The organism is Alteromonas antoniana, from assembly GCF_019249295.1.
In the GTDB taxonomy this organism is placed as follows: Bacteria; Pseudomonadota; Gammaproteobacteria; order Enterobacterales; family Alteromonadaceae; genus Alteromonas; species Alteromonas antoniana.
This window is the reverse complement of record NZ_JAESDH010000043.1, coordinates 1-22,267: the sequence shown is the minus strand read 5'-3', so window position 1 is coordinate 22,267 and position 22,267 is coordinate 1. Positions and strand designations below refer to the sequence as shown.

The following is a 22,267-nucleotide window of genomic DNA, read 5'->3' as shown; positions in this document are numbered from 1 at the left end:
AAATTCGTAGTTGAGCTGATTGCTCCAATCGCGATGGAAGAAGGTCTGCGCTTCGCAATCCGTGAAGGTGGTCGTACTGTAGGTGCTGGTGTTGTTTCTAAGATCCTGGACTAATCTCTAGCTTAGAAGACACTATGTCATCTTAAAAAAAGGTCGCGAAAGCGGCCTTTTTTATGCCCGCTCGAACGGTTCTTTCTACGTGAGCGGTATTCCGTGATAGATTTGCCATATGCTGGCGAGCTACTTCAGTGATACCCTGCTAACTGCTATCCTGCTACCAGTGTGATGCCTGGCGTCTGTCACTGGTATTTATTGTCACTTCGGTGGTAGGCTCACAGAATCATTCTCAGGGAGTGGGAAGCTGTGGAAATTATTCTTTTTATCGTAGTGATCGTCTTGGTGGTCTGGTTAGGCAGGCTGTCAGGTCGACTTGACTCGTTAGAAGTACGGGTCAGACAGCAGCAGCTTACGATAGACGCCCTTAAAGCCAGCGGCACGGATAGTCAACAGGCTCAAACTGAGACGGCTGTGCTCAGGCCTTCTTCACATGGCAATAAAAAGCCAGGCTCAACGGTGCCGGATACGTCAGGCAGGGTCACCAATACACCACCGACATCATCACCGCTAAACTCTGCACTCGTCTCGATCTGGGCGCATCTCCACTCTCACTGGCTGCTCTGGGTCGGTGGCATCTCACTGGCAATAGGTGGTCTGTTTCTGGCCCGGTATGCCATCGATGCAGGTGTTTTATCAGCAGGCGTGCGCGTTTTACTTATTGGTGGCTTCGGTTGTGCCCTGGTCGCGCTTGCGGTCTATCTGGATAGGCACCGTGAGCGGTTCGCCGTGAGAAGCCCCTTAGTAACGGCGGCTATCGCCAGCGGGGGTGTAATCACATGCTATGCAATTTTGCTGGTTGCGCATACCACTTATAATTTTATAGGCCCGGAAAGCACGTTTTTGCTTTTAGCAATCGTATCGCTGTTTACCACGTGGCTGACGTTGCGACTGGGTATCATGCTGGCTGTGGTGGGGCTGGTGGGTGCTTATCTGGTGCCAGCACTAATTCAAACAGAAACGCCATCTGCGTGGGTTCTTATTGGCTACCTGCAATTGGTCACACTGTCTGTTGTGTATATCGCACAGCGAGTTGAACAGCAGAACTTATGCCGGTTGGCTCTTGCCTTTCACGGGCTTTGGCTATTGTTTACAGCCGTAAGTGTGGACGAGTATCAGGTGGTTCCTATACTGGCAGGCGTAATAGGTCTGCTCTATGCGTTTACGCTGATACCCGTTCTCGGCTGGCGCTTACGAATCCGTCATAGTGATCCGGTGACGGTGAAAGGCTGGTTCGCTTTTACGACCGTGTCGGCTGGCTGGTTCGTTGCTTCTGGTGTCGTGGTAGTGTTTGTTATCCTCGCCACTCAGGCATGGATAATTAGTCTTATTACTGCAGTCTTCTCGATAGTTTTATGCCTGAGCGCGTGACGTCACAGCCGGCTTGATGGACTTCCCTTTGTTGCCGCTGGTGTTACAGCGGTTGGTGTTGTGTCTTTGTTTGGGTTATCCGATTATCGGAGTCCGGTAAACATGTTTGCCTCTCCGTCGGTGTACACACAGCTAGCCGTGTTGTGTTACGGCTTGTTTGGCGTTGTTATGGCCCGCCGGTATCCGGCGCGGATGGGGTATGCCGTGCTCCCAGTCATAGCAATTCCGTTGCTTCTCGCTTTGCCTTTCTCCATACGCAATAACCTGGATAGTCTTGTGCCGCTTTATAGCGTTGAACTGGGAATTTACGCACTGATAAGTGCGACTGCCTTAATGCGGGTAAGCAACGCTAATCAGAAGCTTTGCTCGAACCTGCTGATGCATGGTTGTATAACACTGTTATTTTCACTTTATCTTACTGACAACAGCCTGACTGTGGCCCTATCTCTGCAAGTGACAAGCCTGCTAAGCAGCGCCCGCCGGTTAGCCGTCTCTGTGCCAGACTGGATAGTTAAATTGGCTGTAGGTGTCATTGTCCTGAGACTCACCATCGCGCCGTTTGATATAAATACTGCTACCAACAATGCTCTGGGCGACTTCTGGATATTTGTTACTTATCCGCTGGTACTGATTGCTTTTGCAATCGGTTACCGGTTTGCCCCAGCAGCATTACAAAAATGGCTTGTGGGCGCGCAGTTACATGTCGGTGCGTTACTACTTTCTACAGCAACCTGTTTATTCCTCACCGGCAGTGTGTTGTCGTGGCCCCTCAGGTTGCCAACGGCAATACTGCTAAGTGCAAACTGGCTGGTTCTGGCCGGCGTATACCTGTGGCGAGCGCAAAGTGCTGGTTCTGCAAGTTCACTCTATAAAATCTATGGCGGTCTGCTGACAGGTATAGCGTTGGCGTTTCAGTTTGGGTTGCTCATAATGCACAACCCATTCTTATCGCAGGGTGTGCTGCCCATATCGAATACGGCTCTGTGGTTAGTTCTGTTGTGGCTCGTGCCAGGAGCGCTTATCGCGGTTATTAGTCGGTACGCTAAAGCAGTAAGCCTGCTCCGTAGGAGTTTACTGGTTATCGCGAGTGCTTTTTCTATCCTGTTCATCAACGGCGCTATTCGGCTGTGCTATCAAAAAAACGACATCGCACTATCATTGCCTACCGGACAAACAGAGCTGTACACCTATTCTGCGGTCTGGTTAATAATCGCAGCATTATTTCTGGTGGCAGGGTATCAACGTCGGCATGTCATTATCAGTCGGGTGGGGCTGACACTTTTGCTGGCTGTAATTTGTAAGGTTTTTCTGATAGATACAGGCCAACTGGAAGGATTGCTCCGCGCGCTATCATTCCTTGGGCTGGGAGGGTCGCTGGTAGCATTGGGCTGGCTTTTTCAGCGTATTAACGCTGCCGCAACGTCGTCTTCGCCAACTTCTGGGTAAACCAGGGTGTCTACGACTTTAGTCTAAGAGTCGTCGACCTAAAGTCAGACGAATGCTCTAATACCCGGTCTTTTTGGTGGGCTGCCTTCAGGTAGTCTAAAATCGACGTTGTTCGGTATATATACCACTGTCTCATTTCAGTCCACTAAGCCTGCCTTCTAAGGCGCTGGGTTGTAACAATAACGCGGATTATTACTATGCAGTCAATTGCCATTGTGTTGCTCGGTATCGTCGGGATGCTACTGGGCTGGTTTGTTTATTCAAAATTTATAGCAACAAAGATCTTCAAACTGGACGAGAAGTTTGTCACGCCTGCGCACGAGCTCAATGACGGTAAAGACTTTGTGCCCACTAACAAAGTCGTGTTGTGGGGACATCATTTTACTTCAGTGGCAGGCGCTGCGCCTATAGTGGGGCCGGCGATAGCGGTTTACTGGGGCTGGGTCCCTGCCGTGCTTTGGGTCGTATTTGGTACCATTTTCTTTGCCGGAGTGCATGATATGGGCGCGCTGTGGGCGAGTGCCCGGCACAAAGGGAAGTCGATGGGGGCGCTTAGTGAGAGTGTAATAGGCAAACGTTCCCGTGCCCTCTTTATGATTGTCATCTTCCTTGTGTTGCTGATGGTGAATGCGGTATTTGGTGTGGTTATCGCCAATTCGTTTGTGTCACAGCCTAATGCGGTATTTCCTGCATGGTCTGCGATTGCTGTGGCGTTGATAATCGGACAATTGTTAAAGCGTAATTTTAGTCTTATTCCATTATGTTTTGTTGGGATCCTGGTGCTGTACGCGTCTGTTTATGCAGGCAGCTACATCCCCCTGAGTTTGCCAGAAAATATGTTTGGTCTGGCGGACACGGCCAACTGGATCATCATCCTGTTTGTTTACGCTGCTATTGCATCTCTGTTACCTGTCTGGATGTTGTTACAACCACGGGACTTCATCAATGGCATGCAGCTTTTAGTCGGGCTGTTTCTGCTTTACGGCGCTGTCTTTTTTGCAATGCCGGACATCACTGCCCCCGCGTTTAACACGCAAACAGCAGTGGATACGCCCAGCCTGATCCCGCTACTGTTTGTGACCATTGCCTGCGGTGCGGTATCGGGGTTTCACGGTATTGTGTCTTCAGGTACCAGTTCCAAACAATTGAATAAAGAGACCGATGCGCGCTTTGTCGGTTACCTGGGCGCGGTAGGAGAAGGCTCTCTCGCCCTTATTACGATTGTCGCGGTAAGTGGTGTCGCGCTGGCCGCATCGCCAGAGGAATGGCACGAGGTTTATAGCCACCTTGGCGCTGGCAGCGTTAGCGCATTTATCACCGGAGGCGCCAATCTTATTCAACAAGGCTGGGGGTTACCGGTCGATTTCTCTTCTACGATCCTGGCGGTTATGGTGGTGCTGTTTGCAGGTACCACTATGGATTCCGGGGTGCGTCTGCAGCGTTATATCATTCAGGAGTGGGGCGAAATCTACAAGCTCGACATTCTGAAAAATGGTTTGGTAGCTACTCTTGTAGCGGTAGGTTGCTGCTTATTGCTTGCTTTTGGGGCAGGCGGCGCCTCAGGTAGCGGTGGTATGATCATCTGGCCGTTATTCGGCTCAACCAATCAGATCCTGGCAAGCTTAACGCTGCTGGTCATCTCGGTCATGCTGATAAAAATGAAGCGACCTGCAATCTATACGCTTGTACCCATGGTGTTTGTACTGGTGATGGCCTTTTTTGCCGGCATCATAAAACTAAAAGAGTACTGGCTTGAACAAAACTACCTGCTGGTTTTCCTCGACGCCGTGGTTTTGATTGTGTCGGTATTGGTTATGCTGGAAGCGGCCTCTGTGATTAAACGGTTCCGCAAAGGCGAGTAACGTGTTGGTTATTTAAGACCAAAGTGCGGTTTACGTTCAAGCATCATGGCGCTGATGGAAACGGGATAAATTGAGCCTGACCGGAACAAAACACGTAGACACCTGTTAGCAATAATCGTCAGCCCGTCACAACCTTAACTGACGGGCGTTACGTGAATGGTAATCAAGATTGGGAACCACTATGCGACACAAAATAGCGATATTCTTTACCCTGCTGATGAGCTCAGGCGCCACAATGGCGCAGTCCGATGCAATGCAACAGGTCGAGATGAAAGGAAGCAAAGGCAGTGCGCTGACAGGTGAGGTGCTGGCTACTTTCGAGCAACCCTGGGCAATGACATTTTTGCCTGATGGTCACAGTCTGGTGACGGAAAAGGCCGGAGGGCTATGGTTGCTGGATGAGGATCAGCAAAAGCGTTTCGAAGTCTCCAACGTACCGGAAGTGACTGCGCGTGGTCAGGGTGGGTTAGGCGATGTCATTATTCACCCTGACTTTGCCTCCAACAATACTGTGTATGTGTCTTATGTCGAACGTGATCCGGAAGATGACGCTTACAGCGGCGCGGTAATTGAGCGTGCGACATTGTCTATTACCGGTAACGGTGCAAGTTTGTCTGACAGAAAAATTATCTGGCGCCAGTCTCCCAAAATTACCGGCAATGGTCACTACTCTCACCGCATGGTGTTTTCTCCGGACGGCTATTTATTTATCACCTCCGGTGAGCGCCAGAAATTTACGCCCTCACAAAATATGGCAATGAATCTGGGTAAGATCCTGCGTCTCAATGATGACGGTAGCGTGCCGAAAGACAATCCGTTTTACGACAATGGCGGTGTCACGGCGCAAATCTGGACACTGGGCCACCGTAATCCTCTGGGCATTGATTTTGATGCGCAGGGCAACTTGTGGGCTCACGAAATGGGGCCGCGTCACGGTGATGAGCTGAATATTATTGAAAGAGCGCGTAACTATGGTTATCCCATGGTATCGCAAGGTGATCACTACTCTGGTGTGAAAATTCCAAACCACGAAGATTATCCCATCTTTAAAGCGCCTGAACTGGCCTGGGTGCCTGCTATAAGCCCGGCAGGGTTTATTATTTACCAGGGCGATTTACACAGTGGCTGGACAGGCAATGGTTTTATCGGCGGCCTGTCGTCTAAAGCTCTGATACGCGTGACCTATGGCAAAAACGAAAAAGGTGAGTGGGACGTGCAGGAAGCCGAGCGCTACGAATGGGGTGAACGCGTGCGTGAAGTCGAGCAGGACGACGCGGGCAATATTTATGTATTAGAAGATGGCGACAGCGGCCGTCTTATCAAAGTGCATAAGTCCGGCTAACACCTGGCTTGTGGTTTCAAACTGGCAGGCCCTGTAGCGCTTGTCAGCGATGAACGACTGAATGAGAAGGCGACAGAATGTCGCCTTTTTTGATATCATTCCGGTGAACAAAAACCGGTATGGTGACTATGGCCGACGCAGCGTTACTTGTTGAAAATTTCCTTTCTCTGTTCATGGAGTCTGCACCGTGGCTGCTGCTTGGGCTGCTGGTCGCGGGTATCATGCATGAACTGGTGCCCGTCTCCTTGCTGCAAAAACACATGGGCAGCAGCAGTATTGGCGCTGTCAGTAAGGCTGCCGTCATTGGTGCGCCTCTGCCTCTGTGCTCCTGCGGGGTTATACCTGCTGCAATTGGTTTACGACGCAGCGGCGCGTCTAAGCCCGCGACAGTCTCTTTTTTAGTGTCTACTCCGGAAACCGGCGTAGACAGCGTCTCTGTTTCTTATGCCTTACTTGGGCCTGTGTTCGCCATTGTCAGGCCTGTTGCAGCTGTTATCAGCGCCATCTACGCCGGGCTGATGGTGCGCTGGCTGGGCGATAACCGCGAAGCAAATTCCAGTTCACCCGGCGTTGATGCAGGTGCATCCTCTTCTTCATGCTGCGGCACTAAAACGTCGAACGAGCTGGTATCAGACGAGTCCGCTACGGTTTCTTGTTGTGACAAGCGCGCCGGGCCTGTCACGGCAGCAGAAGACAACTGCTGCGGGACGTCACAACAGGCAGCCTCAACGCCTGGCTCCATTGGCCGGAAAATAGTGGATGTCTGGCAGTATGCATCAGGTAAGTTATTAGACGATATCATTGTATGGCTCCTCATAGGCCTTGTACTGGCAGCGGCAATCAAAACCTGGGTGCCCACCGACTTTTTGACACAGTGGGGTGACGGACTGATGGCGATGATCGTCATGGCTGTGATTGGCATCCCTATGTACATCTGTGCAACAGCCTCGACACCTATCGCGGTAGGTTTTCTGGCGGCCGGATTGTCTCCCGGTGCCGTGCTGGTGTTTCTTATGGCAGGACCTGCTACGAATATTTCTACCATGGGCATGATTAATCAGGAAATGGGGCGTCGTACGCTGATTTTGTATTTGTTTTCTGTGATCACCATGAGTATTGCCAGCGGCTACGCGCTGAATCTTCTGGTGGCCGGTATGGGCTGGGAACAATACATTGTGGGATCGGCGGCAGAGCATCTGCATGGCGGTGCGTGGCAAAGTATCTACGCGCTGTGTGCAATACTACTGGCAGCGCTGATGATTCGTAACCTTGTAAAGACAGTCGCGGCGTCTCTGAGCCGTTCGTCTGAACATTCTGATTGCTGTCACTAAGGCCTGATCACAGCTGCTGACGCATTGCTTCGTTTTAACTTCTGATCCTGCGTTGCACACTATAGTCTAAGAAAGAGCCGCTCCTTTTGGAGACGGCGCTGCCGTTGTCATCGCTTTTGTTTCAAAGAATCACAGCGACCTGCGCCAATCCATTCTGGATGCCGCAGGTCACTTACGGTGCTTCCGTGCTCCTTATCCTGTGCATCGTCTAATGCATTGTCGCGAAATAACCCATTGCTACTGAATTAACTGAAGCTGCGTAGAGGTGGTGTCGGTTTGTAGCCCGAAATGCCCCAGCGAAAATGTGTATGTGGCATCTTCGTACCAGATCCGGCTACTGTGCACACCACCTACCGTACAGGTACCGCTAGCGCAGACGATTTGGTCGATGTAGCTTTTGATGGAATACACCTTGTCGCCAAGAGGGACGCCGTACAGCCCATCCAGAAACGGGCTTTGCACAGACAGTCCATAATACCCACAGGTACTGTTCCAGACATTGTAAGGGTATACGCCACAGCTCCAGAGCCCCCGCATTGCGCCTGCGATCCCAACAAAGGTATCGACATAAGAAGAGGCCGCCAGTTTATCTATTTGTTGCGCCGCCAGCGTCACGCCCATCGAGTGTCCAATGACATCAATTTTTCCGCTGCATGAAGCATTAACGGCGTTGATAATGGCGTTGCGAACCGGCGTTTCTTCCGCGCCGCTGTGATTATTACAGGCAGCACAGGTTTTTGAGCCCCAATCAGGCAAATAAATGTCCTGTGTGGAATAGCCTGCACTCAGTAGTGCGGAGACGGTGTTATCCCAACTGTCCGGCAACGCCGCGTTACCGTGAACCAGCACCACGGGATCTTTGCATTGGGCATGCACCGGATTGGCGGCAAACAGGCTAAGCAGGCCGAACAGGCAATACAGATAAGTTTTCATCTCGATTTCTCTCTGTCGTTAATAAAATGTTAATGACAGGCTAGATGCTGACCAGGTAAACCACCATAGTACTTTGGTGCGACGACGGGGAGGTCTGTTCGCAAGGCTATTTCCTATTTAGGCTTGTACAAACAGCATAGTTCCTCATAATAGAGACTTCATTATTCGATGCCGATGGCGTTAAGGGATTCATGTTACTTCTGATTGTGTATGTGTTTGTTGCACTGGGTTTTTCGTTTTTATGCTCCATTGCTGAAGCGGTAATCCTGAGTGTGTCCTCAGCTTACATATCAGTGCAGGAAAAAGAGGGGAAACCCAGTGGGGCATTGCTGCGCTCACTAACGGAAAATATCAATAATCCGCTCTCTGCAATCCTTACGTTAAATACCATCGCGCACACAATGGGCGCTGCGGGGGCAGGTGCTCAGGCCGCTACTGTATTTGGTGACGCCTATCTGGGTGTGATTTCTGCTGTACTAACGCTTCTGATTCTGGTCTTTTCTGAAATTATTCCAAAAACCGTTGGTGCCACTTACTGGCGAGCTCTTGCGCCAATAACGGCTTATTTTCTCAAATACCTGACGATAGTGCTCAAACCGTTTGTGAAGATGTCAGAACTGCTGACCCGGGGATTTAAAGAAGATAGCCCGCTACGTGGTTTAAGCCGCTCAGAATTGCATGCGATGGCAGAGTTATCCGGGCAGGAAGGGCAGCTTGCCACACACGAAGCCGCGTTTTTGCAAAGCTTACTTAGTCTGCACGAATTGAAAGTCAAAGACGCCATCACTCACCGCACGGCATTATTCTCTGTGCCTGAATCAATGTCTGTCGAGGCTTTTTTTCACAAACACGCCCATATTGAGTATTCGCGGATCCCCGTCTACACCGACAACGATTCTGAGAATATTTCGGGTTATGTGATGCGGTCTGATCTGCTGGTTGCGCAGGCGCGGGGAAATACCGATAAGCCACTGCAGGAATATGCCAAAGACATGGTGACGATACTCGGAACAATGCCACTTTCCGGTACTTTTGATCACTTCCTGAATAAACATGTGCACATGCTTCTGGTAGTTGATGAATACGGCGGTCTGGAAGGTGTCATCACCCTTGAAGATCTGCTCGAACGTCTGTTGGGTGTTGATATTGTCGATGAGAAAGATACTACCGTCAGCATGCGTCGCCTTGCAAAAATGATGAATCGCCGCCGTGAGCGTATGATGATTAAAAATGATCCCGATGATGCATTAAAAGGCGGCGACAATCCGTCGTAAGCGCGTGTCAGCGCGACGAGTAGGTACCAATACCAATTTGTAGTCTTCTGACCAGTTTGCTTAGGCCGACGTTAATAGAATGACGGTAGTGATGTCATATTGCTTTTGCGGGCGATAATGGTCAGCTAGCGTACTTCATCAAGCAGTTTTCGCCATTGAGCCATGTGAAGCTTACTTTTGTGCCTGAGTTCCCCGGATACCGATTCCTCTTCCAGCAGGCTGGCGGGAATGGCATCCAGCATCTTAAAGTAAGTGAGTGTGCAGATTGCGGCAGCCCAGGTTTGTGCCAGATGCAACTGGGGAATGGCTCGGTCTTTTGCTATGTGCAGCGTGCGTGTAATAAGCGGCGCTAATAGGTGATTGTCAAAATCCCCCGTGCAGGTAATGTCGAGAAATGCCTCTCTAAGTGAATGAACGCGGCTATGCGTATTCACAACTTTTCCTTTATTCTCGCCAGCATCGTTGGTCACGGCCTGAGCATCAGCCAGAATATCAAATAGTGACAGGTGCATCTCGTTAAACCAGGGTTCCAGCACCGCCAGTTCGGGGTGAACGTCTTCTCTTTCTCGCATATCTGATGTTCAGTATTTTTCTACAGCAAACTGATAAGACTTATACTACCTGGGGTGATTTTCAGATTGCTTAGACGTCTTCCAGCGATGACAGCGCAGTGACATTCTGGCACCAGGTACAGCTTTATAAGCTGTCATTTCAGGTACTATTAACACGCGTAATGGATACGCTTAAATATGAATTGGAAAAAGGAAATTGTCTATGTTGGATTTAAATCAACTTTCTGAATGTGAAATTAAAAGTGTTACCGGGGGAAATGTTTTAGCCTTTGCGAGAAAGGTATTTGAGGCAGCCGGTATTACTGCGACGTTAAGCGACGTGAACGCGTTTATTGGTTCCTTAGGCATGCCAAGCGGAGTCCCTTCAGGGCCGTCAACAAATCACATAACGGTAAGGCAGTGGTATTCGATTCGTGATAAATAAAAGCGGTTGCACGGAATAATGGGAATGCATCCTCCTTTCGTTGCCGTTATTGCCAGCTTTACGATGGCAGTCTTCGTGACGCTGCTCGCCAGCGGCGTTACGGGGAATGCCATGGTCCCAGAATCTCTTACCGGATTGTTGCTGTACGTGTTTTTTACATTGGCATTTGTCCTGACCTACTTTCGGTTTCAGGGCGTTGCATTTTTACGATTATTCAGATGGCACGGCGCGAGCCTAAAACTTGTTGGTGTCTTCCTGTCAGGGCTAATCGGAGCCTATTGGTTTGGCGCATATGTGCCGGCTCCAGTGGACGCATCAAATGCTGAAGTCAGTCTTGTTACCTCCGTTATCCTGATTGTCGGCGTTGTTTTCACTGGCCCGGTATTTGAAGAATTGTTTTATCGTGGGATCCTGCTTGATGCGGTAAAGGAGAAAACCGGAATCATCACGGCCAGTTTGCTATCCAGTAGTCTGTTTGCATTGCTTCACTTTCCCGTCAATTCGCTGTACGGGGCGGTATTTTTACTCTATGGCCTTATCTTTTGTGCTTTGAGGGTAGTGTGCAAAAGTTTGCTGTATCCACTGATTTTGCACGTGTGTGTAAACCTGATGCTGCTGGTCGTTGCCTAGTCGGGCTCGGCCTTCGGCCTGACAGGTACTCGTCGCTGGTGTTCTGTGGCTTTCCCGTTCATGCCTGGTAAAACCAATGGTTAAAAATGCCGGGTTAAAGCACGCTTACCAAAGCCCGTCTGAATAAATAAATCAGGGGGGTTGAGCATCCAATTGCCTTCGTAATAGCGGTTGATGGGGGCGGTAACTGTCATCGGCCGGAGCTGCCAAGTGGACCGACGCCCCAGTTGCGTTTAGCCGCTAAGTGGCCGGACGCCACCCGGACGCGTTTTACCGGTATTACGTCGAGGGCGCTGCAAGCGTAATCACCACACAAACGCCGGTGTTGTCGGGCAGGTTATCGATACTCAGGCTGCCTTTGTGAAACTGCGCAATCATATTGGCAATAAACAATCCCAGACCTAAGTGTGGATGCGTGGTGTCCTGATGGCGGGAGGTTTCTGCTCTTACCGATACCATCGATTGCAAAAGCTGACTTCGCATTCCTTGCGGAAGTGTGGGGCCTGGGTTGGTGACGCTAAGCCTGATGGCTTTCCCTTCGCGCCACAGGTTCAGCGTGATGACATCATCGTCATCACTGAACTCCGTCGCGTTGGCCACAATTTTGTCCAGCATCTGGGCGAACAGCTCAGGAGAGCCGGCAATCATCATCGGTGACTCTGCCCCTTTTAGTTTGAACTGGCGGGCATTGTAAGCATGTTGGTAGCCCGCTACACACCCTGACACCACTTTGGTTACGTCAAAGGTTTCGATATCTTCCTGGGCAATCGCGTGTTCCAGGCGGGTGGCTTCGCTCATGCTGTTTAAAATTGTGCTTAGTCGACTTATACCCGACTGGGCGCGGCTGATAAAAACCGCTTGTTCCTCGCGGTCATCAATATGTGAGAGCGTATCGAGCGAGGACTTAACTACCGCAATTGGCGTGCGCAATTCATGGGATAGCCGGGACGCCATATTTTCCAGATACGAATTATATTGTTGCAGGCGGCCCAGCACATCGGCAAATGCCCGTGACAGATCGCCGATTTCGTCACGCTGTCTGGCTGGCGTAAGCTCACCAATAATTTTGCCGTTATCGTCAATTACGGCTTCTGTGTCGTCCCGTAACTTGCGAATGCGAGAGGAAATTCGGTTGGCAAACAATAAAAGCCCGGAGGTTCCCAGTAGCATCACGGCAAGAATAACGTGGAAGAGTTCTTCCAGTGCCCGGTTTCGCAGTGTACGGATCCCGTTGGTAGTTTGCTCTACCACCACTGCTCCCATGACATTATCGCCAATGTAGATAGGATAGGCGGCTGACAATACCACTGCTTTGTTGTCCGGCGTTAATCGCCACAGAGAGTCAGGCTGGCCATCCAGCGCAGAAGTCAGGTCTTTGCCGACCAGCGCGTAGGCGTCTTCCATTTCATCGACAAAGTCGGCGGGTGGTTTGGTCAGAATGTGATAATACAAAGGCAGCAGCCAGTGTTTCTCTATCCAGCGCCACCACGGTAATTCACTTTCAGGGCGTTGGGAGGCGCGAAAGCCCGCCGATGATTGAAGGTTTCCCGCCCGGGCCAGCACTCGTTTATGCTTATCAACCACCCAGACACGTGAGTCGGCATACTTGAGACCTGACAAAATTCGCTCGATTTCCGGTGACGGTGTCACCACAGTACCCAGTCCGTCAGAGGTGTTCGGATTGGCCGTGCCTATGGCGTACTGTTTGATCCGTGTTGCCGGGTCATCGATATCGATAAGGGCAAAGGCCAGTGAACCTGACGTCATTTCCAGTGGAAAGCGAAGCTCGATATTGTAGCCGTCTGTAGTACGCAACCAGCGGCCCTGAATGCGCAATTCATTATCTGCTGCACGATATCGCGACAAATCATTATCCAGCTTAAATGCATTGACCCAGCCCTCCTGATAGGGCGCAATAATAAACCGCTGAAGCTCACCGGACTCCGGCATCAACCCAATAAGTAAGTGGTCACTTCGGTCTATGCTCAGACTGTTCGGCTGACGCCATACCACGTTGTCATCGGCAACATCGAACATGGCATAAAGATATTGTCCGTAGCGGCCAACCATATGTCGGAACGACAGACTGACTTCTGGTCTCGGAAACGTCGACTGGAACCAGTTTACGACCTGGTCTTCGCCATACTGACGGGCCAACGGCGTGACCGTGTCCCAGTCGTTCAGTTTACCATCGAGCCGAATCGGCGTATCAATTGGCGGGGCGTACAGGTCGGTGCCCGGCCGCACGGTTTGCAAATACGCTGACTGGCTGTCAAACAGTGCCGGGCGCTCGTGGAGGGCTGTTGCCACCGCTCTGGCGGTACCAATCATGGTTTGTTCCTGACCAGTCCTCAGATATTGCTCCAGCTCCCACACATACTTGTACCCCAGCCATGGGATCGCAAATAAGAACAGTGACAGCAGTAAAAGCTGCAAACGAATTGAAAAACCCAACTGCATTGTGGTTCCTAATGATTCTGCCAGCGGTAACCCATGCCATAGACCGTATCTATGTGATCAAAGGTATCATCGAGTTGCACAAATTTTTTACGCATGCGCTTAATGTGTGAGGTGATAGTGGTGTCATCTACCACCATTCTGGATTCATCCATTAATTGCTGTCGGCTTTTTACATGGCCAGGATGCTTGATTAATGCATGCAGCATCCAGAACTCAGTGACCGTTAGCGCCACAGGTTCAGACTTCCAGCTTACCGTCATCCGGCTTACATCTACCTGCAGGTGACCAAGGCGTATCTGTTCGCTTTGCTGTTTGGGCGCGGCAAGCAAATCGGTGCGCCGAAACAGTGCTGCGATACGCGCCAGCAGATGCGCCATGCTGATGTCTTTTGTCAGGTAATCATCAGCCCCCATGCGCAGCCCGCTAATAGTATCGACATCGTTGTCCCTGGCGGTAAAGAAAATAATGGGAAGTGACTGCGATAACTGACGTAGCTGCTGACACAGCAGAAAGCCGCCTTCCATCTCGTCGTTCAGGCCAATATCGATGATAGCCAAATCCGGCAATGTCTGTTCAAACGCGGCCGAAGCCGAAGGCCGGTCGCGAAAGGCATTTACCTGATAACCCTGATTTTTTAATGCCACGGTATAGTTTTCGCGGATAGCCGGGTCGTCTTCAACTAACGCAATGGTTCTTGGCATAGTGGTTCCTTAACAACGATAGACATCATCACTATACCCTATGAGTAAACCTGAAAGCCTGAGTTCGACATAAAATCCAGAATCGCGCCACATTTGTGCCATATTCTGTGATTGTGAGAGTCAGGGCCAACCTTGCTTAGAGCGAGGGCAGGCACTGTCGTAATGGCTAACCTGCTTTCTCAGCGAGCAACATCACAATGAAGTAACCTGGTCAAAATGGCAAAAACTGCCACCTTTCTTCCTGATTTGCCACCAGATTTCCCTTTTTGAGCGGTAATGCTGACGTAATCGCAGCGTGTAATAGACCTCGTTGACCCGTTGCACTGCGCACAACACCAACCGGTGCGCAGTGCCTTTTTCCCGGAGAGAATAAAATGAAGACACACGTAAGTAAAAAATCAGTAATGACCGCCGCAGTACTGACAGCGCTGCTGTCTGCCCCGGTAAGCGCGAAACCGGATCATGACGACGACGCGGATCGCTCAGCCGCCATCGGTATGGGCTCTGGAATTGTTATTGGCGCTGTGGTTGCCGGCCCTGTTGGTGCTGCCGTAGCCGGTATAATCGGCGCTATGATCGGCGAAGACCAGGTGCAGAATAAGCAACTGGCTGCGTCCCGACAAGCGCTGGCAAAATCACAGCAAGCGTTAAACGACACGCAACAGGCTATGTTCGCTATGCACGATGAGCTTGCCGCCATGCAAAAAGAAGCGCGTATTACCCGCGTTAATTATCAGGCAGAAACCGAAGAGAAAGTGCTGGCGATAGAAAGCAGCGTGCAGTTCAGAACCGGGTCGGTGTCTATTGAGCCTACCTACTATACACAACTGGATAAAATTGCGGATGCGCTTGCCCGGCATGAAAAACTGACAGTCAGACTCACCGGCCATGCCGATAACCGCGGTGACGCAGCGTTTAATCAGGCGCTTTCCATGCAGCGCGCGCTGAGTGTAAAAAAATACCTCACCAATAAAGGGGTGAAAGGTGAGCAAGTATTCACTGTGGCGCTAGGTGAGGAAAAAAGCGCTGGGCAGTCTTTTGAGGAGACGTTCTTTGACCGACGTGTCGTATTGCAGATAAGCGAAGACGGAAACACGCTTACCGCCAGACGCTAATTTTTGTAACCTGCAGGCTGACGTTACTGCGCGAATCAACTGCCAGCGGAATGGCGACATTACAAGTCAGGGACGCAGAGCGCAAACGGCCTCGTGAGTGCGATTTTCCATGTGTGTGACGTGCTTCGGTATTACGGAGGTTGCTATCGTTAACTATCGGAAATATGTTTCCCCCCTGTCCAGCCACCCTGACTCAGCACGCGTCGGCCGAGTTCGGTGGGGGCTGGCTCCAGCTCCGTTGCCATCGCGTCATTCCACCGATTTAAGAAGCCATACAGGCTTACAGCTGCAAGGATCTCGACAATATCGCCCTCATCCCAGTGCGATTTCATTTCTGTCATCAGGGTGTCCGTCACTCCATTAGGTACACTACCCGCCGCCAGTGCAAAGTCCAGTGCAATCCTTTCTGCGTCTGAATAAAGCGGACTGGTTTTGTATTCCCATATCGCATTGATTTTGTCATCTGAAATACCATGGATAGCTGCCGCAATAAGTGAATGCGCTTCGCAATACTGACAGCCTGCCGCGCGACTGGCAAAGTGTGCCAGCAGCCGCTTAAAACCGGGATCCACCGTTCCTTCTTCAGACATCACTGCGCGGGTTAGTGCGGCAAAGCCTTTGACGATCTGGGGGCGTCGCTGCATGGTGAGAAGGCTGTTTGGAATAAAGCCAAGTATGTTCTTAAATACCGCAAAATCTTCTTCAAGAGAGGGGGTGGTCGACTCAGGGAGCGGTTCAAGATGGGCCATAAATACCTCACAGACGGTTGTTTCCACTGAGCGGCCGGGGTTGATTTTTCGCAAAGTGGTAGCATTTCTTATCAGCCGGTTTCATCCTCATAAACGAAGTCGGCAGGTGGGGGCGCAACGCTTGCGCAATCAACGCGTCTTGGCTGACTGAGTGCGACGGCAAACAAACGTTACCCCATCGCAACGCGGTGTAAATCGCTACCAGGTTTATTCTTCGCCCGTGTTATCCTTAGGGCAACTGGAGCTCACTACCGCGTATGAGTACACAGACACATGATTCGTTGTTGTATCCGGTATATCTTGTGGCGCGTTTTTCACCCGTCATGTAAACATAGCAAAAGATCAGCAACTCACAACTGACAGGTTCGTGCATGAAAGCATTAGATATTTCAGGGCTATCCAAAACCTATAAGGGCGGTGTACAGGCGCTCAAAGGTGTAGATTTGGTCGTAGAAGAAGGCGATTTCTTCGCCCTTCTTGGCCCCAATGGTGCGGGGAAATCCACCACGATTGGGATTATCAGTTCGCTGGTGAACCAGACCGCCGGAGAGGCGAGAATTTTTGGTTACGATCTGAATAAAGAAAAAGAAGCCGCTAAAGCGTGTATCGGTTTGGTGCCGCAGGAGTTCAATTTCAATCAGTTTGAAACCGTGATGCAAATTGTGCTGAATCAGGCGGGGTATTACGGGGTACCACGACATGTCGCTAAGGAGCGGGCAAAGAAATATCTCGCTCAACTGGATTTGTGGGAAAAGCGCAACGCAAGAGCGCGGGAATTATCCGGTGGCATGAAGCGTCGCCTGATGATTGCCAGAGCCCTGATGCATGAACCCCGACTGCTTATCCTCGATGAACCTACCGCCGGCGTAGATATAGAGATCCGCCGTTCAATGTGGCAGTTCCTGAAAGAAATTAATCAGCAGGGTATTACGATTATTCTGACCACGCATTATCTGGAAGAAGCAGAGATGCTGTGTCGCAATATCGCGATCATTAATAAAGGCACTATCGTTGAAAATACCAGTATGAAGTCGCTGCTGGCGAAGCTGAATACAGAGACTTTTATTCTGGATATCACTGAAACCGATACACCACCAGAACTGAAAGGCTTCGAATATCGCCTTGCGGATGCCCATACACTGGAAGTTGATGTAGAAAAAGCGGAAGGGTTGAACCCGGTATTTGCGCAGCTCTCAGAGCAAGGCGTGCAGGTGTTAAGTATGCGGAATAAATCTAACCGGCTGGAAGAGCTGTTCGTTCGCCTCGTCGAATCCGCCGAAGATGCGTTAAAGGAGGCCTGATATGACTCAATCGAGAACAGAGACACAATCTGACGTACAGCCCGTACAAAAGGGCTGGTTCGCGCAAAACTGGGTGGCGCTGAACACCATCTGGATAAAAGAATGTACCCGGTTTTTACGAATTTGGGTGCAAACCCTGGTTCCCCCGGCAATCACCATGAGTTTGTACTTTATCATCTTCGGCAGCCTGATTGGCGATCGTATTGGGCAGATGGGCGGCTTCACTTACATGGAGTTTATTGTTCCGGGCCTTATTATGATGTCAGTGATCACTAACTCCTATTCTAATGTGTCATCGTCGTTCTTCAGCGCAAAATTCCAGCGCAATATTGAAGAGCTGCTGGTGGCGCCAGTGCCAACGGCGGTCATTATTCTGGGTTATGTCGGTGGTGGCGTGGCGCGGGCCATGATCATCGGGGTTATTGTGACGCTGGTGTCGTTGTTCTTTGTTGACGTACAGATTCACAACATTGGTGTGATTGTGCTGACACTGATACTAACCTCAACCCTGTTTGCAACTGCCGGGCTAATTAACGCGGTATTTGCCAAAACCTTTGATGATATCAGTGTGGTACCCACATTCGTGCTGACACCGCTGACGTACCTTGGCGGCGTGTTTTACTCACTCACATTACTGCCGGAGTTCTGGCAGTGGGTAAGCAAAGCCAACCCGATTGTGTATATGGTAAATGGCTTCCGCTACGGCTTCCTTGGGGTATCTGACGTGGGCATTGTCACGTCGATATCGCTTTTGATTGGGTTTAACGCCTTATTGTTTGGTATTGCCTATTATCTGCTGAAAACCGGTAAGGGGATCCGTAGCTAATGACGCAGCCAGAAGGCAATTCCCGTAGTATTACGACCAATCAAACGGGAATTCATGAAAAGCTGGATGCGCTGGTAAAGCGCTATCAGCACGCGGAGAACCAGCGTCCGGTAGGTGATCACACAAAGCAGGCGTTTGCTGATATGGAGCGTTGGCTCGCTGACTACAGTGGGCCGCTGATCCTGGATTCATGCTGCGGGGTTGGCGAGAGTACGGCCAGACTGGCCGCCATGTACCCGGATCTCAGGGTCGTTGGGCTGGACAAGTCTGCACAACGGGTCGAAAAGCACACCAACTACGCAGCGAAGAATGATAACTACCGGGTCATCAGAGCGGACGTCAATGACTTCTGGCGTTTGTTACGTGCATCTGACTGGGTGGTGGAGAAGCATTACTTGCTGTACCCCAACCCTTACCCGAAAAGTGCGCAAATTCAGAAGCGCTGGTATGCGAGTGCGGCAATGGCAGATCTGATGGCGCTGTGTCCGAATGTGGAAGTCAGAAGTAACTGGCCGTTATATTTAATGGAATTTGCTCAGGCCAGCGCGCATTACGGTCTGGCATCGTCACTTGAAGAAATCACAGGCGATGACCATTTTACGCCATTCGAGCGAAAATACCGTCGCAGCGGACAGGTTTGCTGGAAGCTATTGTGTTTTGCTGAAGAGGCGGCCTGAGTCTGCGCAGAGTCTGATGACTTTCTGTGTTTAGTTTTGTAGAAAACTCATTCACTAGCGATCAGCAGGCTGTGGGTTGATTCGGCGCATACATGGCAAAATACGATACCCACAAACAGCAATTTCCTGGGGCTCGGGAGTGTGAAGCACTTGCCGACGACGCGATAAGGCAAATTGCAGGGGTAGCGTCTGGTTAAGGTTAATGTCTTGTCGGGGCGGGTATGGGCTTGCTGAATACGTAGCCCTGCGCATAGCGAATGGGCAGCTTTCTGACTTGCTCCAGTATGTCTTCATTCTCAATATGTTCAGCCACAACGCTAATGCTGCGCTCGTGAGTCATTTCCAGCACATGATCCACAAATTCTCTGACCTCACTTTGCGATTCGTAATGACGTATAAGCCCGCCTGCCAGCTTAATGCCTCGTATTGGCATTGAAAGCAGGTTTTTAATGTTGCCTGATGAAGCCCCCAAATTATCGATAAAAACGCCGAGACCACTGTGCAGACTGCGGTCAATAAAAGTATGCAACTGAGACTGGTTGCTTAGCGCCGTATTTGCACTCACTTCGACACTAACGCGTTTGGCATTAGGGTAATCAGCCAAGTGAGCAATTAGCTTGTTGGTAAGGCTCTCGTTAGAGAGATCGCTGGCGTTCAGGTTGATATTCCAGGGAATATTTACCTCTTCAAAGTATCGCGCGCTCTGACAAAACATGGTTTCGGTTAACTGATGAACGTGGTTATGACGTTCCAGTAAATATAAAAATTCACTGGGTAAGAAGGTTTTGTCATTTTGTGTGATCAGGCGCGCCAGACATTCGTAACGCCACACGCGCTGATTTTCCAGATCCACGATGGGCTGAAAATAAGGCACGATATCGTCCAGCTTAAATGTGTCGGTAACCTCGCGAATCGGCATAGTCCGGTTTCCTGTTTATACCATTCCTCTTTCTCTGAGCTGAGCACACATTATTGCGGATTGGTATTACTCTTCAGTTGACTATAGCAGAGGAAGACAAAATACCAAGATTGTGGACGGACGGCGTGGACTCACCATTCAGGAAAGGCCGTAGTCTGAACACGGCTGTTGCATCAGCACCAGGTGCAGGAACGAGATAGAACGTTGGGGAGCGCGTCGCTTAAAATCGCAGGTGAAGGGCGTCACAAGCAGACATCCACGTTGCGCCATGGCATAATCCACCCTTGGCGTGGCTCCCATTCTGGGGTAAAGTTCGCCTCTTTGAAAGACGATTGCTAAGTTTTCAGCGCGCCAGTCAGTGCTTTGCACAGTGTAGCGGAAAGCCAGAATCGCAGGCGTCAGTAATTATGCTGGCAATCGGTAGCAAATCATGAGGTGCGTTCAGTGGGTGAAGCACAAGTTAGTCTGAAGCACTTGTTTCGGGTCTTTACCAAACCTGAGCACAAAGACTCCAAACTGGCTCAGATCGAGCAGCATCTGTCAGACAACATTCTCGATTTTCTCTCCCAGCATGTGGTAACAAAAAAGACCTCACTGGAAGAGATTGAGCAGGACTTCTCTGATTCCCGCGTACCGGAGTCGCCGGAGTTCGTGTCGTCGCACGCGGAAAGCTTGCTAAATAAGCTGGTGGCGCATTCAGTTAACACCTATTCTCCAACTTTTATTGGTCATATGACTTCGGCGTTGCCGTATTTTCATTTACCACTGGCGAAACTGCTGGTGGGACTGAACCAGAACCTGGTGAAAATCGAAACCTCCAAAGCGTTTACGCCTCTTGAGCGGCAAGTGCTGGGGATGATGCATAACCTCATTTACGATCGCAGTGAAGACTATTACGATGAGTATCTGCACAGCGCACGTCATGCGCTGGGGGCATTTTGCTCTGGCGGTACCGTCGCAAATATCACGGCGTTATGGGTTGCCCGCAATAAAGTACTTGGGCCGAAAGATGGCTTTAGTGGTGTAGCAAAAGCCGGGCTGGCTTCGGCGTATCGTGCCTATGATATTAACAACATGGGTGTGATGTGTTCTAAGCGCGGTCATTACTCGCTTTCCAAAGCGGTGGATGCGCTGGGACTGGGGCGAGAGCAATTGATCTCACTCCCGTGTCCGGAACAAACGCTGCGCCCTGAAGAAGCGCTTGCCGCAGGGAAACACTACCAGGAAGAGGGCAACAAGCTGCTGGCAATCGTAGGGATTGGCGGTACCACAGAAACCGGACACGTCGATCCCCTTGATGAGCTGGCCGATGTAGCACAGGAGCTGGGGTGCTGGTTTCATGTTGATGCCGCTTGGGGCGGAGCGACGCTGTTCTCTAACCAATACCGACACCGATTGAAAGGCATTGACCGGGCCGATTCGGTTACCATTGATGCCCATAAACAAATGTATGTGCCAATGGGCGCGGGTATGGCGTTGTTTAAAAATCCGGAAGACGCAAACGCGGTTCGACATCATGCACAGTATATTTTGCGTGAAGGCTCTAAAGATCTCGGTGCAACCACGCTGGAAGGCTCACGCAACGGTATGGCAATGATGGTATATGCCTCACTGCATATTTTTGGCCGTCGCGGTTATGAGTTGTTGATTGACCAGAGCATAGAGAAGGCCAAAGCCTTCGCCGATATGATAGAGCGCCATCCCGATTTCGAGCTGGTTACTTCACCTACACTTTCACTCCTCACCTACCGCGTATGTCCGGCCAGTGTCCAGACGGCGCTGAAAAATGCTGAAGGAACTGCGCGACATAAATTGAATCAGAAAGTCGATAGGCTGGTGGTGAATGTTCAGAAGCAACAACGTGAAGCCGGTAAGTCGTTCGTGTCGCGGACGCGTCTGGAAGCACCGGATTATCCGGACGGCTCTATCACCGTGTTCCGCGTAGTGTTGGCAAATCCATTAACCACCCATAAAGATCTTGCCGCCATTCTGGCTGAGCAACATCTGATAGCAACAGGCACAAAAGTATGGCGTGCTCTGACATTAAGTGAACGCTCGCTAACTGTATAAGTCAACGATATCATGCATGGTTTCAATGCTGGGGAATTTCGCCTGAGAGAAGCGATGAAGTCCCGAAACGACACATTGTGTCGTCCTAATATAGGTTGACAGTTATTAGGCCAGCTCTCGAAGCTGGCCTTTTCTATTGTGCACTGCGTT

Annotated in this window: 20 protein-coding genes; 14 read left to right on the top strand and 6 right to left on the bottom strand. The window is 50.5% G+C overall.

Annotation, left to right across the window (positions count from 1 at the left end):
• From JKP77_RS21145 to JKP77_RS21120, 6 genes are all read left to right on the top strand, one after another.
• Positions 1-114: EF-Tu C-terminal domain-related protein (locus JKP77_RS21145; protein ID WP_218313165.1), on the top strand; the 114-nt coding region annotated here is incomplete at its 5' end.
• A 249-nt stretch (positions 115-363) separates the two neighbouring features.
• Positions 364-1,485: a DUF2339 domain-containing protein gene (locus JKP77_RS21140; protein WP_218313164.1), complete on the top strand. Its 1,122-nt coding sequence runs from the start codon at positions 364-366 to the stop codon at positions 1,483-1,485.
• Between the two features lie 102 nt (positions 1,486-1,587).
• A complete protein-coding gene (locus JKP77_RS21135; protein WP_246601323.1) occupies positions 1,588-2,931 on the top strand; it encodes a DUF2339 domain-containing protein in 1,344 nt (447 codons plus the stop codon).
• A 197-nt stretch (positions 2,932-3,128) separates the two neighbouring features.
• Positions 3,129-4,793, top strand: coding sequence for a carbon starvation CstA family protein (locus tag JKP77_RS21130; RefSeq protein ID WP_218313162.1), 1,665 nt, complete (start codon positions 3,129-3,131; stop codon positions 4,791-4,793).
• A gap of 181 nt (positions 4,794-4,974) precedes the next feature.
• A complete protein-coding gene (locus tag JKP77_RS21125) occupies positions 4,975-6,135 on the top strand; it encodes a PQQ-dependent sugar dehydrogenase (protein WP_218313161.1) in 1,161 nt (386 codons plus the stop codon).
• A 128-nt stretch (positions 6,136-6,263) separates the two neighbouring features.
• Positions 6,264-7,466: an SO_0444 family Cu/Zn efflux transporter gene (locus tag JKP77_RS21120; RefSeq protein ID WP_218313160.1), complete on the top strand. Its 1,203-nt coding sequence runs from the start codon at positions 6,264-6,266 to the stop codon at positions 7,464-7,466.
• A 237-nt stretch (positions 7,467-7,703) separates the two neighbouring features.
• Here the strand turns inward: JKP77_RS21120 and JKP77_RS21115 are convergent, their stop codons facing one another.
• On the bottom strand, positions 7,704-8,399 hold the full coding sequence (locus JKP77_RS21115) for an alpha/beta fold hydrolase (RefSeq protein WP_218313159.1): 696 nt from the start codon (positions 8,397-8,399) through the stop codon (positions 7,704-7,706).
• Between the two features lie 191 nt (positions 8,400-8,590).
• Here JKP77_RS21115 and JKP77_RS21110 point away from each other — a divergent pair, with 191 nt between their 5' ends.
• Positions 8,591-9,673, top strand: a complete 1,083-nt coding sequence (locus JKP77_RS21110) for a CNNM domain-containing protein (RefSeq protein ID WP_218313158.1) — start codon at positions 8,591-8,593, stop codon at positions 9,671-9,673.
• 125 nt (positions 9,674-9,798) lie between these two features.
• Here the strand turns inward: JKP77_RS21110 and JKP77_RS21105 are convergent, their stop codons facing one another.
• Positions 9,799-10,245, bottom strand: a complete 447-nt coding sequence (locus JKP77_RS21105; protein ID WP_218313157.1) for a hypothetical protein — start codon at positions 10,243-10,245, stop codon at positions 9,799-9,801.
• 202 nt (positions 10,246-10,447) lie between these two features.
• On the opposite strand from JKP77_RS21105, the gene JKP77_RS21100 reads away from it, so the two are divergent.
• Together JKP77_RS21100 and JKP77_RS21095 are read left to right on the top strand one after the other, a co-directional pair.
• On the top strand, positions 10,448-10,669 hold the full coding sequence (locus JKP77_RS21100) for a hypothetical protein (protein ID WP_218313156.1): 222 nt from the start codon (positions 10,448-10,450) through the stop codon (positions 10,667-10,669).
• A gap of 24 nt (positions 10,670-10,693) precedes the next feature.
• On the top strand, positions 10,694-11,299 hold the full coding sequence (locus JKP77_RS21095) for a CPBP family intramembrane glutamic endopeptidase (protein WP_218313155.1): 606 nt from the start codon (positions 10,694-10,696) through the stop codon (positions 11,297-11,299).
• A 279-nt stretch (positions 11,300-11,578) separates the two neighbouring features.
• On the opposite strand, the gene pdsS is transcribed toward JKP77_RS21095, so the two are convergent.
• Together pdsS and pdsR are read right to left on the bottom strand one after the other, a co-directional pair.
• Positions 11,579-13,759 (bottom strand): proteobacterial dedicated sortase system histidine kinase, encoded by a 2,181-nt coding sequence (gene pdsS / locus JKP77_RS21090; protein WP_218313154.1) that lies wholly within the window; start codon positions 13,757-13,759, stop codon positions 11,579-11,581.
• 8 nt (positions 13,760-13,767) lie between these two features.
• A complete protein-coding gene (gene pdsR, locus JKP77_RS21085) occupies positions 13,768-14,460 on the bottom strand; it encodes a proteobacterial dedicated sortase system response regulator (protein WP_218313153.1) in 693 nt (230 codons plus the stop codon).
• A 374-nt stretch (positions 14,461-14,834) separates the two neighbouring features.
• Here pdsR and pdsO point away from each other — a divergent pair, with 374 nt between their 5' ends.
• Positions 14,835-15,575 (top strand): sortase-associated OmpA-like protein PdsO, encoded by a 741-nt coding sequence (gene pdsO, locus JKP77_RS21080; protein ID WP_218313152.1) that lies wholly within the window; start codon positions 14,835-14,837, stop codon positions 15,573-15,575.
• A 149-nt stretch (positions 15,576-15,724) separates the two neighbouring features.
• On the opposite strand, the gene JKP77_RS21075 is transcribed toward pdsO, so the two are convergent.
• Entirely contained in the window at positions 15,725-16,324 is a 600-nt protein-coding gene (locus tag JKP77_RS21075) for a carboxymuconolactone decarboxylase family protein (RefSeq protein WP_218313151.1), read from the bottom strand.
• 371 nt (positions 16,325-16,695) lie between these two features.
• Between JKP77_RS21075 and JKP77_RS21070 the strand changes: the two genes are divergently transcribed.
• From JKP77_RS21070 to trmB, 3 genes are read left to right on the top strand one after another with little or no spacing between them, the layout of a single operon-like run.
• Positions 16,696-17,625: an ABC transporter ATP-binding protein gene (locus JKP77_RS21070; RefSeq protein WP_218313150.1), complete on the top strand. Its 930-nt coding sequence runs from the start codon at positions 16,696-16,698 to the stop codon at positions 17,623-17,625.
• 1 nt (position 17,626) lies between these two features.
• Positions 17,627-18,451 carry an ABC transporter permease gene (locus tag JKP77_RS21065; RefSeq protein ID WP_218313149.1) on the top strand — a complete coding sequence of 275 codons (825 nt, stop codon included), beginning with the start codon at positions 17,627-17,629 and terminating at the stop codon, positions 18,449-18,451.
• Positions 18,451-19,128, top strand: coding sequence for a tRNA (guanine(46)-N(7))-methyltransferase TrmB (gene trmB, locus JKP77_RS21060; RefSeq protein WP_218313148.1), 678 nt, complete (start codon positions 18,451-18,453; stop codon positions 19,126-19,128). Before JKP77_RS21065 ends, trmB begins: the two co-directional genes overlap by 1 nt.
• A gap of 199 nt (positions 19,129-19,327) precedes the next feature.
• Here the strand turns inward: trmB and JKP77_RS21055 are convergent, their stop codons facing one another.
• Positions 19,328-20,047, bottom strand: coding sequence for an EAL domain-containing protein (locus tag JKP77_RS21055; RefSeq protein ID WP_218313147.1), 720 nt, complete (start codon positions 20,045-20,047; stop codon positions 19,328-19,330).
• Between the two features lie 444 nt (positions 20,048-20,491).
• Here JKP77_RS21055 and panP point away from each other — a divergent pair, with 444 nt between their 5' ends.
• A complete protein-coding gene (gene panP, locus JKP77_RS21050; protein WP_218313146.1) occupies positions 20,492-22,117 on the top strand; it encodes a pyridoxal-dependent aspartate 1-decarboxylase PanP in 1,626 nt (541 codons plus the stop codon).
• The last annotated feature ends 150 nt before the right edge of the window (positions 22,118-22,267 follow it).